Genomic DNA, 14,319 nt, shown 5'->3' with positions numbered 1-14,319 from the left:
GGTTTATGCTCGCAAAGATCTTTGGTTGGGGAAAAACAGGTAAATCGGATGCGGGAAAAGCGTTTGCCCCCTATGCCGCGGCCACGCCCGCTTCACCGCTGACGATCGACGAGGACGGCTTCCGCTATGCCTCGCCTGCACCGCTTGCGAAGCAGTGGCTCGTCGCGCCGTACGACTACCCCGACTACGCTGAACTCGGCTCGCATCTCGCGCTGGTTGTACAGGAAGGCTTCGGACTTGCCGTCGGCTCTGCCATTCTGCTGTCGTGGGAACATGTCTACGGCATTCTGCGGAGCCCCGAACTGCGTTCCTTCCGCGCACCGCTTCGCTTCCCGCCCGACACGCTCTTGCGTCCGCGTCTGACGAACGCGGGAGCGCTGGGCGATGCGGGCTTCGGGCTTCGCATCGACGAATGGGTGGATGTTCAGGGGCGCGGCGCGCGGCCCGCGCCACGCCTTGTCGGCAAAGTGCTGAGGTTTGGCGAAGCGGATGCACTGCTGCCCGAGTCCGTCAGCGAAATGCTGGACCTGCTGAGCCGCTTCCACATGTCGCCCGCCGATGAACGCACCTTGTCATTCAAGGAGCACATCTACGGGCGCGTGCGCGCGCTCGCGGCGCAGAGCAGCTGTCCGGTCTCGGACTACGTGGCGAGCACGATCGTGCTGTCGCCCGAGCATCTCAGTCTCGGTGTCGAGCGACGCGGCGAAGGCCCGGCCGCCGTCCTCGAAGTCTCACCCGGCTTTGAAGGCGCGCCTGACAATTGGGTCGCGCAATTCGATCGTCTGCCGCTGCAGGATCGCTACAACGTTCCCGAAGGCCCGGCGCTCGTACGAGTCGTGCCCGCTCCCGAAGTGAAGGCCGTGCTCGGCGAAATCAAGCGCAGCATGCCGGGACGGCGCGTTGCGGGGATGCGTGCGCAGGCGTTCGTGCGCAATCCTTTCGCGACCCTTGGCGAAAGCGCCCGGAAGGTGCTCGACGCCGCCGAGTTCGAGGCCGCGTGCGAGACCGCCGGCATCGTCTTCAAATCTTTCGTGCCGCAGGTGGAGCGTGGCGAGCGCGGGGAAATCGTCCGCGTGGGGCTGCTCGTACAACCGATCGCAGCCGGAAACGAGGAAGCCGCGATGACGTGGTTCGCGTCGTCCGATGAGCTCTCGCGGTTCGCCGGCAGGCTGGCGCGCGCCCTCGACGATGGTTCGCAATGCACGACCTGGAACGACGATGAACTCGAAATCGTCGGCGACACGGTGGAGCATCTGCAGGCATTGTCCGGCTGGCTGCGCGAGTGGAAGACGCCGGCACTGTGGACGGCGTCCGAGGTGCTCGATCTGCGTCACTACTCGGCGCGGATCGGCGAGATCGGCGTGGAGCAGGCGTTTGCCGTGCCGGTCATCGCGAAGAATCGCGAGGAGGGCGGCTGGTTCGAGGAGAACACGTCGATCGGACTGCGTGTCGACGATCCGGCGAGCGGCGGCACGCGCTACGTGGTGCTCGAGTTCGGCGAGATTCCGTCGCTTCAGGAATCTGTGAATGCGGCGCGCGCAGCCGGCGCGGACCGCGTGACGCTGCCCGGCCTCGTGCAGCCGATCCCGGTCGCCGATGCCCAGAGCGCGCTCGATGCACTCGCCCGTGCCGCCGCCGAAGTGCGGCGTGGCGAGTTCACGCCGCGCGCCGGCGCGCGGCCGGCCGCGAAAAAGCGCTTGATCATCAAGCGCAATTTCGAGGATATTGAATACAACGAGGTGCGCGCCGACGCGCTCCACATGCCGCCGGATTGCGCGCCCGCGATCCCGCGCACGCTGCGGCCGGAGGTTGTGCTCAAGCCTCATCAGGAAGTCGGGGTGGCGTGGCTTCAGCATCTCTGGGCGCTGTCGCCCGCAGCGTGCCGAGGCACCGTGCTCGCCGACGACATGGGCCTTGGAAAGACCTTGCAGTTGCTCACGTTCATTGCGTCGTGCTTTGAACGCGAGCCACAGCTCGAACCGGCGTTGATCGTCGCGCCGGTCGCGCTGCTCGAAAACTGGCGCAACGAACTCGCGCGCTTCTTCGAGCCCGATACGTTGCCGCTCTTGCTGCTCTACGGCGAAACGCTCATGGCGTTGCGTGCGAGCCGTCAGGAAATCGATGAGAGTCTCGCGGCACAAGGCGTGACGCGTCTGCTCAAGCGGGACTGGATCGGTGGCGCGCGGCTCGTGCTCACCACGTATGAAACCATGCGTGACCTCGAATTTGCACTCGCGCGCCAATCATGGTCGATCATGGTGTGCGACGAGGCGCAGAAGATCAAAAATCCCGCCGCGCTCGTGACGCGTTCGGCGAAGAAGCAGAAAGTGCGTTTCCGTATCGCCTGCACAGGCACGCCGGTCGAGAACACCCTCGCCGATCTGTGGTGTCTGTTCGATTTCGTGCAGCCAGGCATGCTGGGCGCTTTGAACCAGTTCTCCCGTACGTATCGACGGCCGATCGAGGCGAAGACCGAGGAGCAACAGGCCAAGGTCGAGGCGTTGCGCAATGTCATCCAGCCGCAGATCCTGCATCGGAAAAAGACTGACGTCGCGAAGGATTTGCCCGTGCCGGTCGAAGATCAGACGTGCAAGCGGCTGCCGATGTCGCCGTATCAGCAGCAGCATTATGAGGGCGCACTCGCGACCTTGCGCGCGCAACGCGAAACGAATCCTTCCGCGCAATTGCAGGCGCTTCTAGCCATCCGCAAGATTTGCACTGATCCGCACGGATTCGCGGAGCTCGAAGTGCGCGATGTGCCGATCACGCGCCTCGTCGACGAGTCACCCAAGATGGGCTGGCTCGTGAAGACACTGAAAGCGCTGGCGGCCGACACGCAGGGCCGGCACAAGGTCATCGTATTCTGCGAGTTCAGGGAACTGCAACTAGTCTTGCAGCGCGTGATTGCCGCAATGTTTGGCTTCGCGCCCAGCATCGTGAATGGCGACACGTCCGCCGACCCGCGCACCATCGGCAACCGTCAGGAGCTCATCGACGCATTCCAGTCCAGCGCCGGATTCAACGTCATCATTCTCTCGCCGCTGGCCGTGGGGTTCGGCGTCAACATCCAGGCGGCGAATCATGTCGTTCATTTCACGCGCACCTGGAACCCAGCGAAGGAAGATCAGGCGACCGCGCGCGCGTATCGCATCGGACAGACGCGAACGGTCAACCTCTACTACCCCGGGGTAGTCAGTGAGGCTTATCCGAGCTTCGATGTCCGCCTCGATGCGCTGCTGCAACGCAAGCGCGCACTGGCAGCGGATATGTTGAATGGATGCGGCGATCTCACGGCGGACGACTTCGCCGATTTTGGCTGACGCGAACCCCTTTGAGCCTTCGCCGACATGAACCGTCATACACACACCGACCCCAACACCCTCAGCACCGAATGCTGCCTCGTCTCCTGGATCGGCCTGACTGACCACCAATGCGCTGAAGAGGACGGCGTCGAACTTGGACCCGTAGCGTCGGCGATTGGCGCGGCCGAGCGGTTCGACCGCATTCTGCTGCTGACGAACTATCCGTTCGATCGCAGCCGCGCCTACTGCGAGTGGCTCGAACGCAAGACCGGTTGCGTGGAACCACAGCTTCACGAGGTCGAACTTGCCAGCCCGATCAACTACGCAGAGATCTATGAGAAGGTCAGCTTCGAGCTAAGGCAGGCGCGCTTGCCGCGCAATGGTGTCGAGCTAACTTTTCATCTGAGTCCGGGTACGCCTGCGATGGCGGCGATCTGGATCATGCTCGCCAAGACGCGCTTTCCTGCTCATCTAATTCAGACGTCCAGACAGCGTGGACTCGAAGTCGTCGATTTCTCATTCGATCTCGCCAGCGACTTTCTTCCCGAATATCTTCAGCGCAGCGACGCACGCATCGAACGGCTCGCCGATGCCCGTGTGCCCGTGCCCGGTTTCGAGAAGATCATCCACGCGGATCGGGGCATCGCCACGCAGATCGAGCGGGCGCGGCGCATCGCGGCATTCGACGTGCCAGTGCTGATCCTCGGCAGTACGGGCACCGGCAAGGAGTTGTTCGCCGAAGCCATTCACGCCTCGAGCAGGCGCGCCGCAAAGCCGTTTCTCGCGGTGAATTGCGGCGCCATCTCGCGAGAGCTCGCCAACTCGGAGTTGTTTGGCCATAGGAAGGGCGCTTTCACCGGGGCGATGGTCGATCGGCCAGGACACTTCCGCGAAGCAGATGGCGGCACGCTGTTTCTCGATGAAATCGGCGATCTGCCGCTGGATGCTCAGGTGCGGCTGCTGCGCGCGCTCCAGGAAAAGGAAATCACGCCACTGGGCGAGTCACGTCCGGTCAAGGTGAACGTGCGCATCATCGCGGCGACGCATCGCGATCTGCAGGCCGACGTGGCGGCCGGTCGATTTCGCGAAGATCTGTTTCATCGGCTCGCGGTTGGCGTGCTGTCACTGCCGTCACTCCGCGACCGGGGCGGCGACCTGGGCCTGCTCATCGATCACTTTCTGAGCACGATCAACGCGGACGGTGGCCTGAGCCCGGAGGCGCTGCACAAGGACATCGCGCCGCAGGCCCGCGACGTCTTTCTGACTCATTCGTGGCCAGGCAATGTGCGCGAGCTTTATCACACGCTCGTGCGCGCCGCCATCTGGTCGCAGGACCGCGTCATCACCGCCGACGATGCGCGCGCGGCCCTGCTGATCGCCGGGAAACGGGACGAGCCGGTGATGGGGCGCGCGCTCGGTGGCGGCTTCGATCTGCAGGGCGTGCTGGACGAGGTGACGCGTCACTATCTTGCCAGCGCGCTGGCCGCAAGCGGCCAGCGCAAGAAGCGGGCGGCGGAGCTGCTCGGATTCGCCAACTATCAGACGTTCGCGTACTGGCTGCGCAAGCACGGCATCGAGTCCGAAGCGTTGGAGGCGGACGAGGAACAAAAAAATCTCTCGAAAATAAAAAATTCTCTGTGAACGGTATGGCGGCCAGACCCGAGGTAAATATCCAAGCCATTGATTTGACGATGGAAACCGACCGTCGCGCGACGGGCATGTCTCTCGCATTGTTGAAGGCATTCCCGACAAGGACATCGCCATGTACATCCAGATCAACAGCCCGAACGACACACGCCTCCATTGGGTCACCGCGCACGCGGCTTTGCGGATGCAGCAGCGCGGTATCACCGCTCACTTGCTCGAACTTGTGCTGCGCTATGGCCGAACGCTGCATGAGCGCGGGCTGTCGTTCCGGGTCATCGGGCACAAGGAAGTCGAGCGACATGCACGCAACGGTCTGGATCTGCAGCGGGCGGCGGGCATCCACGTGCTTGTGGAATCGGATGGCGCGGTGGTCACGACCTACCGCAACCACGACTTCCGCAAAATCCGGCCGGGCAAGCGCCGGCACGCCGTGCGTCATTGACTCGCAGGAGCACAAAAAACATGGGTTTCGCCAAATACCTCGAAGACAACCACAGCCGCTTTTACGGATCGAGCATCGTCCGCAGAAGGGAGCATGACCGATTCTTCACCGGCGGCGCGCAGGCGCCCCAGGAAAACGAAGGCAACAAGACAACGATGAATACCTCAAAGCTCAAGGACTTCACTCTCGCCGAGGCGCGGCCTCTTCCGGTTATCGTGCTGGCGGACGTCAGCGGCAGCATGTCCGAAGACGGAAAGATCGAGGCGCTGAATCAGGCGCTGCAGGACATGATCAAGGCGTTCGCGGCCGAGCCCCGCATGCGTGCGGAGATTCAGGTGGGGCTGATCACCTTCGGCGGCAGCCGCGCGGACGTGCATCTCCCGCTGGCGCCGGCACATCGGATTTCGTCAGTGGAGACGCTCCGCGCCGACGGACGCACGCCCATGGGAGCGGCTTTCAACGAGGCTCGCCTGCTCATCGAGAATCGCGATCTGATTCCTTCGCGAGCGTATCGACCGGTGCTCGTGCTGGTGTCCGATGGTCAACCCACGGACGACTGGGAGCCGGCATTCGATGCGTTGTGCCGCGCCGAACGTGCGCAGAAGGCGACGCGCTTCGCGATGGCGATCGGCGCCGACTCAGACACGAACATGCTCAAGCGCTTCGCCAATGATGTTGAATCCCCGCTTTTCGAAGCGCACGAGGCGCACGACATTCCGCGCTTCTTCCGTGCGGTGACCATGTCCGTCACCGCGCGGTCGCGCAGCGCCACGCCGAATGCGCCGTTGCCGCTGTCTCTGGCCGACATGCCCGGCGACGACGAACTGGACCTGGACTTCTGAATGTTGCGGGCGACAGGCGCGACGGTGACTGGACCCGGACATCTTCTTGATGCGATCTCCAATCAGGATGCCGTACGGATTCGCGGGGAGCGCGGCGGCTGGTTCGCCGCGGTGGCCGACGGACTGGGATCGCGCGCCCGCAGCCGCATCGGTTCGCGGCTCGCGGTGCGGCTCGCGCAACGCGCGTGGTACGCCGATGAGGCCGCGCCGGATGCGCGGGCGTCGATCCAGCGGTTCTATCAAAGCTGGCTGCGCGCGTTGGCCGCGCCACCGAACGCCTTCGCGACCACCGTGCTGGCGGCCCGCTGCAACGCTCAGGGCGCATGCCACGTCATCCAGCTCGGCGACGGGCTCGTGTTGTATCGCACGGCGGGCGTGTTCGGCGTGCTGACCGGCGAGCGCACGGGTTTCGGCAACGAGACGCACGCACTGGGGGTCACGAAGTCGTTTGCCGCGTGGACGACGGCGCGCATAGCGCTGTCGGAACCCGGCGACGGCGTGGCGCTGATGACCGACGGCGTGGCCGACGACCTGCGCCCGGAGCGTCTGGAAGGGTTCTTCGGCCACCTGCATGCGAAGGCGTGCGCCCGCAGCCGCCGCGCCGGCAAGCGATGGCTGGAACGCCAAATGGACGCATGGCCGACCGCACTGCACAGCGACGACAAATCGATCGCTTTGATTTTTCGAGACAGCAGATGAACGCTATACATCAAGACGGAATGAGCAAAAAGCCGCGAGGCAGGCGCGAAGTGGAAGACGAGCACGGGACCATGTATCGCCTGACCGCGTCGGTGTCGGAAGGCGGACAGGGCAAGGTCTGTTTCACGGAGTCGCCGGGTGTGCTGATCAAGGTCAGCAGATTGCCCCCGACGAATGCTCATTCCGCGCGCTGGTTCGACCAGGTTCAGCACGTCAAACGCCTGCCGCTGGAAGGCCTAAAAGTCGCGCGGCCACAGGCAATGATCGTCAGGCCGCATCATGGCTACGTGATGGAACTGATGGATGGGCTCGAACCCCTCCAGCATTTGCTGGACGCGCCGCTGCAGAAGGGCATGCTGGGTTTCCTGGAGACCGGCGGCCTGTCGCGACGTCTGCGTCTGCTCGCTGGGCTCGCCGGCACGCTTGCCGAACTGCACGGGCGCGGACTCGCGTATGGCGATCTCTCGCCGGCGAATGTCTTCGTGTCGCGCTCGATCGAGCATTCGGAAGTCTGGCTGATCGACTGCGACAACATCAGCGTGCTGTCGGAGGCGTGCATCCAGTCCATCTACACGCCAGACTACGGCGCGCCGGAAGTCGTGCAGGGCGTGTCGGGGATCGACAGCCTGACCGATGCCTGGAGCTTCGCCGTCATCGCCTATCAGTTGCTGAGGTTGCAGCATCCCCTGAAGGGCGATCTGGTCGTCGATGGCGACGAAGAGGAAGAGCAACGCGCGCTGCGCGGCGAGCTGCCGTGGATCGACGATCTCGCCGACGACTGTAATCGCGCGTCGTCCGGCATTCCGCGCGACTCGGTGATTTCGAAGCGCCTCAACGAACTCTTCCAGCAATGCTTCGGCCCCGGACGGACCGCGCCGCTCGAACGTCCGTCGATGCAGCAATGGCGCGCGGCGCTGGACTTTGCGCTGCACATGCTGGTGCAGTGCAACGACTGCGGCAGTATGTTCTATTTCAACCGGGACTGGCAATGCAGCTTCTGCGATCACGTCGAAGCGGCGGAGCGGCATCTGCTGCTGCGGCATTGCCTGCTTGCTCCGGACCTGAAGGACGAGCCGGGCATCGGCGAAGACTATCTCCTGCGCACGGGTTTCCATCAGGTTTTGAACGGCACGGCCGTGCAGCTGCGCAGTTCGCCGCCGGGCACCGTCACCTATGCGCATTGCGATCCGTGGTGCAGTCTGTCGCTGACGGACGACGCGCTGTGCATCGATCCAGTTCGCGGCATGAAAGTGTTCCTGCAGAACGGAAGCAGCGCGAGTCTCAGGCAGTTGAAGCGTCGCGAAGTCATTCCGGTCAAGCACAAGCGGGAGCATTACGCCCTGCATCTCGGCGATGACGAGCGTCGCCATGTCTGGCTTTTTCAGTGGTGAGCGCCCATGCAATTCGCTGATTTCCCCCTGCTCGAACCCGAAGTCCATTTCGTGCGCGCGGCTGCCGATCCTCCCGCCATGCCACTGCGCCGCAACGTCGAAGTGTCCGTCTCGCGCGATGCAGACGGCGTGCTTTGGCTCGGTTACCAAGACGAACTGATCGAACTGGATCCGGACAGTTGTTCGAAAAGCTTCGTATCGCTCGCCGACCGGCGCGATCTCGTGTGGCTGCTACTCAAACAGCTGGACGACACGCTCCAGCTCCAGACCATTCTGCCGTCAGGCTGGACGTTGCTCGATGAACCCGTGCAGATCGCGGTGGACGAACAGAACATCGCCACGCTCGCGCAACGCAACGCGATCGATCTCTACGATTCAGACAAGGCGCTCGCATGGCTGAAGAAGGAGTTCATTGTCGACGGCCGGAAGCCGTGGGTGGCCGTCCTGCGCGAAGCTGGGTCGCGCACCGGCGACTGGACGCTGATCGGCCAGTCGTGGCGTGCGCATTTGCAAGGCGAAGCGGGCGGGCGCGTGGTCGTGCGCCGGCTGCTACCGCAGCGCGCGAAAGGACTCGAATGGACGCGCATGGACGGCACGTTCGAGTTCGTCGAAGCGACGGCCGCCAGTCAGTTGCTGACCCCGGCAGCGCGCGCGAGCTTCGATCAGTCGGTGCAGAACAACGGCAGCTATCTGGCGCTGTGGAGAAAGTACAGCGAGCAGGAATGGCAGCGCAGCCAGCGACAGGCGGCATCGCTGGGCGTGCTGGAGTACAGAGGCGTTGAGGAGGCAAGCGATGAAGGCGGCGTCTGGCGCTTCCACGTCGCAGCAGAGGAGCTGCGTCGTTTCATGGACGCCTGGCGCGCGCTCGAAGCTGACGCCAGCCTCGAACTCGAAGCAAGCACGCATCATCCCGACTGGCGCGTCGAGTTGGACAAGGTCGCGCAGTCGCGGCGTTTTCGCGGGACGCCGGAGATGCGCAAGGACGGGCAGCTGCTGATCCGCTCGTGGCGAAAGCCGCCGCCGCAGGGCTATCTGTCGTTGTCCCTGGCGGGCGACCGTTCGGTGCAGGAGCGGCGCGGCAAGGCACGTGCCGAGATCGACGGCGGACGGCGCATGCCGCAGTTGCGCTATCTGCTGCAGAACGTGTCAGTGCCGCCCATGCGAAAGGAATTGCATACGGCGCTCTCACCCGCGGCGCGCGCCTGCTTCAAAAATGGTAAGCCGACGCCAAGGCAGGAGGAGGCCATCAAGGTCGCGCTGGAGACGCCGGACGTCGCGCTGATCATCGGGCCGCCTGGAACCGGCAAGACGCAGGTGATCGCGGCGCTGGAGCGGCGCATCGCGGAGCTGGGCGAGCATGAGAACGTGCAGCATCAAGTGCTGATTTCGAGCTTTCAGCACGACGCGGTCGAAAATGCGCTGCATCGAACCGAGGTGTTTGGCCTCCCCGGAATCAAGGTAGGCGGACGCAAATCGGCGGAGGGCAATGACCGCATCGAGCACTGGTGCAAGAGCACGCGCGCCGCAGTCGAGGCGAATCTCGCGGCCTACGAGTCCGGCGAACCGTACCTTGCGAAGCTGCAACGTCTGCGCGAATCAATCGCGACGCTGCGTCTCAGCGCACTCGACCCCGAACGGCGTCGCACGGAACTTGATCAACTGATGGACTGTCTCCAAGCGCTCGCGACGTCCCGCAGTGGCGTGCGCATTTCATCGAATCTGATGGAAGATTGGCGTGCGTATGTCGCTCAAACGCCGGTGGCCGGGCGGCGCAACCGACAGGAGACGGCGCTACTGTCGCGCAAGGTGCGCGGCCTGCGCGTGACGCCGGCTGCCTTTGCCGATGACGGCCGCGAGCGTCTGCTTGATCTGATCGCGACATGCGAATGGCTGGGCGGCATGCCTGAGCCACTGCTCGCGAAGCTGCACACGCTCAGTGCGCACCGGCAGGCGGACGCCATGCCCTGGAGCGCCTTGCATGAGGCGAAGGATGCCTTGTTGGACGCACTTACTGATTACCGTCCGCGGGGCGTGAAGAACAGGCTCGATGCGCGTGGTCTGAGTCTGCTGAACGCGATTGAAGCGGGCATCGAAGACCGGCTGAAGGCGTCGCGCCTCGGCAAGGCTGGCGTCCTGATGCGCTATCGCGACGCGCTCGCCCTCGACCCGGTGCGCGCCGCCGACACCGTGCGCGAGTACGCGATGATCGTCGGCGCGACCTGTCAGCAGGCCGCGAGCATGTCAATGGCCAACCTGAAGAGCCTGAGCGGGATCGCCGGGACGGGCATCACCTTCAACTCTGTGATCGTCGACGAGGCCGCGCGCGCCAATCCGCTCGACCTGTTCATCCCAATGTCGATGGCGCAGCGGCGCATCGTGCTAGTCGGGGATCATCGTCAGTTGCCTCACTTGCTCGAACCGGAGGTCGAGGAAGAGGTCGCCCGAGTGCACGACCTCAGCGACGAGCAGCGCGAAGCGTACAAGACGAGCCTGTTCAAGCGGCTAAGGGATCAGCTGGAAGCGCGCGAACAACAGGACAACGTGCAGCGCGTTGTAATGCTGGACGTGCAGTTCCGCATGCACGAAGTGCTGGGCGACTTCGTGAGCGGCGAGTTCTATGAGAAGGAAGGGCTCGATCCGGTGAAGTCGGGCCGGCCGGCGAGCGCGTTTCGCTCCAACGTGCCGGGCCACGAACACCGCGTGTGCGGCTGGATCGACGTGCCTGCCGGCGATGGCCCCAGCCGGGAAACCCGCGCGGGTCTGCCGAGCTGGCGAAGAACGTCCGAAGCCATCCGAACAGCGCACGAAGCCGTGCGTCTGCTCGATCTCTGCGGCGATGAAGTCAGCGTGGGCGTCATCACGTTCTACAGCGCCCAGCGCGATGAGATATTCCGCCAGCTGATGTGCAGCGGGCACGCGCGCCGCGATGACGAAACCCGCGAATGGGTCATCGACGAAAAGTACCGCACCACGCGAGATGGAGAGGAGCGGTTTCGCGTCGGCACCGTGGACGCTTTTCAGGGCAAGGAGTTCGATATCGTCCTGCTGTCTGTCGTGCGTTCCAACCGACAGGTGCTGGACGCGGGCGGCGCGGGGGGCGAGGCCTTCGAGCGCGGCGCGAACAAGAAGTACGGTCACTTACGGCTGAGCAATCGCATGAACGTCGCAATGAGCCGGCAGCGCTCGCTGTTGATCGCAATCGGCGACCGCGCCATGGCCGAGTGCGACGGTGCCGGCGAGGCCGTGCCGGCGCTCAGTGCTTTCCTTCAATTGTGCAAGGGGGAGCACGGTCATGTTCTCTGATCGCTACTGCCACGTGACCGCGGCGAACACGGCGACGTCCCGGAATCGCCAGGATCTGCTCTGGCCAGTGTATGCGTGGAAGGTTCTCTATCCAGATGAGCGGCGGCGTTCGACGCTCAATCTCTTTCAGGAAACCTTGCTCGGACTGGCGCGGGCGGGCGTGCGCGATCCAGTGGAACTGGCCGCGCTGATGGCGCTGGACACGGAACTCGTGCGCTTCATCATCGGGGTACAGCTCCTGCCCAGCGGCTGGGTCGACAGCCATAACCGGGTGACGGAAAAAGGCATGCAATTGCTCGACGGCGAGGAAGAAGTGCGCGCGTCACTGCAGGTGGGCTATGCGTTTCAGGACGCTGTGAGCGGCGAATGGATGCCGCGTTTCACCACGCAGCTATCCGAAGTCGCGCCGTCCGGCCATAACAACAGCAACCGTCCTTTCTTCGTGCTCGATCGCGACTCCGGACACAAACGTCATCCTTTCATGTTGCGCGAGAGCGTGCCGCCCGCGCTCGATCCCGATCGCCTGATCCGTGCGCACCGCCAGTACCGGCGCGATGTCGGCGTGGCGGGCGGTGAGGGGCGCGACACGCATCCGGAGGTCGTATTCGATGCCATCGAATGCATCGCGGATACGCCGGTGAAGCTCTATCTCTGGTGCGAACTGTACCGGGACGAGAGCGGCCTCGACAGCTGGCTGATCAGCGATCCGTTTCGCATCCAGCGCGCGGTGCCGTGGCTGAGAAAGCCGTTTGCGGAACTCGCCAAAGGCAACGCGAATCTTGCGCGTCTCATGCAGCGGTTGCTGCCCGACGTGGCCCCCGACGCTCAATCGGCAGAGGAGTGGATGGAGCGAATCGAGGAAAGCGTCGCCGTGGAGATCGATGCGAGCCATCCCTATCTTGGTCAACAACAGTTGATCCGCCATCACCTCGCTCGCCTGCTGCGGCTGACCGAACGTGTGGAAGGCCAGAAGCGGTCCCATCCCGAAGAAATGGGCGCGCTGATGAACGAAGCGGCCAGCCTGCTCGAGGCGGTCCTGCAATGGCTTCTGCGCAACTGGACCGGCTCCGCGCCTGCCTGGCCGAAGAACACGAACTGGTCCCGTCAGGAGGCCAAAGCGGAACTTGCGGCGCTGCAGATTGGCGGCGCAGCCATCGATTCCGACCTCGTCAACGCCCTTGCCGGGCAGAGCAGAAGCGTCATCAAGGCCGCGCTCAGGTCGATGGATCAGCCGCTCAAAGGGCTGCTGGCGGCCACGATGATCGTGGCGCACGGAAACGACAAGCATCCATATCACGAAGTCGGCGCCGATGCCTTACAGCTGGTTCGCCTGACTGAATTGACCAACTACCGCAACAAGGTAGGCGGACATGCGTCGGGGCAGCAGGCCGATCGTGATGAAGCCCTCGAACACGCTCGATTCGCCGTCCAGTGGATGGCGCTTTTCAAACGGTTTTACTGACATGGCAAAAAAACACAAGCCCAATCGCGGCGGTCCGCCCGCGCCCAATCACGGCATCGGCGGTCACGGACATTACGGTCAAGGGAGCGCGGGTGCGAAGGCGCAGGGATCGCCTTTGCTGAACACTCTCTGGGACGCGGCGAAGCTTCCTCAGGAAGCGAAGAAGACGGAACCGCCCGATAGCGCGTCCGCTGCAAACCCGTCGCCCGGTGCCGTGAGCCTGCCGGAGAGCGAGCGTCTTCAACTGGACGCACCCGCCGCGACCCTGCGCGTTCAGCAGGCGAAGCTGGATGAGGAACGCCGCGCCGCTGACGCGATGTCGGCCGGTCTCGACGCGCGCGAAGCCACGCTCGCGGAGCGGGAAGCCGAATTCAGACAGCGCGAGTCGCAACAGGCCGATCGCCGGGACAGCCTGAGCGCACGGGAGGCTGCACTCACGCAGCGCGAACGCGAAATCGAGGTCCGCGAGCTCGATGCCCGCCACGGCTTCGCGCAGCAGAATCAGCGCGCGTTGCACAATCTCAGGGATGACATCGCGCTTCTGGAGGCGCGCCGGGCGAGTATCGCCGGTGAAATCGAACAAAGACTGACGCAGAGCCAGAACGCGTTTCAGACGGAGAGCGATGCCGTGCGCCGCCGTCTGACCGAGCGCGCGGAGCAAATTGGCGGGCGGGAAGCGCATTTGACCGCGCGAGAGGACGAACTCGAGGAAAACCGGCGGCAACTCGATGCGCAGAAGCGCACACGCGAGCAGCTGGAGAGCATGGTGCGAGAGCGGATGCGCAACGAGTTCGAGGGTGAGTTGGCGCAACGGGATCAGGACATCGAGACGTTGCGCAAGAAGAACGAGTCGCTGTCGCGCCGACTCGACGACGCCTCCGACGAGCTCGACGGTTACGAAGATCTGCGCGACACGCTGGGTGACCGTGCACCTTCGGAGTTGTTACAGGAACTCGAAGAGCACGAGCGCATCAACAAGGCGCTCAAACGCAAGGTGAGCGAGCTCGAAACGCACGCGACCATCGACGAGATCAACGCGGTTAGGAAGGAGCGTGACCGGGCGCTAGAAGAGGTAGACCGGCTACGTATCGACGTGGGAAGGTACAAGCAGAGCGCGCATACCAAAAACATGGAGGCGCTCGAGCGGCAGCGAGCGGCCCAGACTGTGTCAAAACCCATTTTTGGAGCGCTAGAATTTCGCTATCCAATGTTGGGGGTTGCGCAAAATGAA

The 14,319-nt window shown here is 63.9% G+C and carries 9 protein-coding genes; all 9 read left to right on the top strand.

Annotated elements, in window-relative coordinates; genetic code table 11:
• Positions 1 to 5: 5 nt before the first annotated feature.
• Positions 6 to 3,320 carry a DEAD/DEAH box helicase gene (locus AWB78_RS28620; RefSeq protein WP_082883448.1) on the top strand — a complete coding sequence of 1,105 codons (3,315 nt, stop codon included), beginning with the start codon at positions 6 to 8 and terminating at the stop codon, positions 3,318 to 3,320.
• A gap of 27 nt (positions 3,321 to 3,347) precedes the next feature.
• Positions 3,348 to 4,943 carry a sigma-54 interaction domain-containing protein gene (locus AWB78_RS28615; RefSeq protein WP_062609615.1) on the top strand — a complete coding sequence of 532 codons (1,596 nt, stop codon included), beginning with the start codon at positions 3,348 to 3,350 and terminating at the stop codon, positions 4,941 to 4,943.
• 121 nt (positions 4,944 to 5,064) lie between these two features.
• Positions 5,065 to 5,391 (top strand): DUF4258 domain-containing protein, encoded by a 327-nt coding sequence (locus AWB78_RS28610; RefSeq protein ID WP_062609613.1) that lies wholly within the window; start codon positions 5,065 to 5,067, stop codon positions 5,389 to 5,391.
• A 20-nt stretch (positions 5,392 to 5,411) separates the two neighbouring features.
• On the top strand, positions 5,412 to 6,233 hold the full coding sequence (locus AWB78_RS28605; protein ID WP_232477922.1) for a vWA domain-containing protein: 822 nt from the start codon (positions 5,412 to 5,414) through the stop codon (positions 6,231 to 6,233).
• A complete protein-coding gene (locus tag AWB78_RS28600; protein WP_062609611.1) occupies positions 6,234 to 6,932 on the top strand; it encodes a PP2C family serine/threonine-protein phosphatase in 699 nt (232 codons plus the stop codon).
• 20 nt (positions 6,933 to 6,952) lie between these two features.
• Entirely contained in the window at positions 6,953 to 8,323 is a 1,371-nt protein-coding gene (locus tag AWB78_RS28595) for a protein kinase domain-containing protein (RefSeq protein WP_062609608.1), read from the top strand.
• 6 nt (positions 8,324 to 8,329) lie between these two features.
• Positions 8,330 to 11,626, top strand: coding sequence for a DEAD/DEAH box helicase (locus AWB78_RS28590; protein WP_062609605.1), 3,297 nt, complete (start codon positions 8,330 to 8,332; stop codon positions 11,624 to 11,626).
• A gap of 13 nt (positions 11,627 to 11,639) precedes the next feature.
• Entirely contained in the window at positions 11,640 to 13,088 is a 1,449-nt protein-coding gene (locus tag AWB78_RS28585) for a hypothetical protein (protein WP_062609603.1), read from the top strand.
• A gap of 214 nt (positions 13,089 to 13,302) precedes the next feature.
• Positions 13,303 to 14,319, top strand: a 1,017-nt coding sequence (locus tag AWB78_RS28580) for a coiled-coil domain-containing protein (RefSeq protein ID WP_157697643.1), incomplete at its 3' end; no start/stop codon positions are given.

Source organism: Caballeronia calidae (assembly GCF_900044055.2).
Classification (GTDB): Bacteria; Pseudomonadota; Gammaproteobacteria; order Burkholderiales; family Burkholderiaceae; genus Caballeronia; species Caballeronia calidae.
Note: the sequence above shows the minus strand (reverse complement) of the source record. Positions and strands in the feature narration are given on the sequence as shown.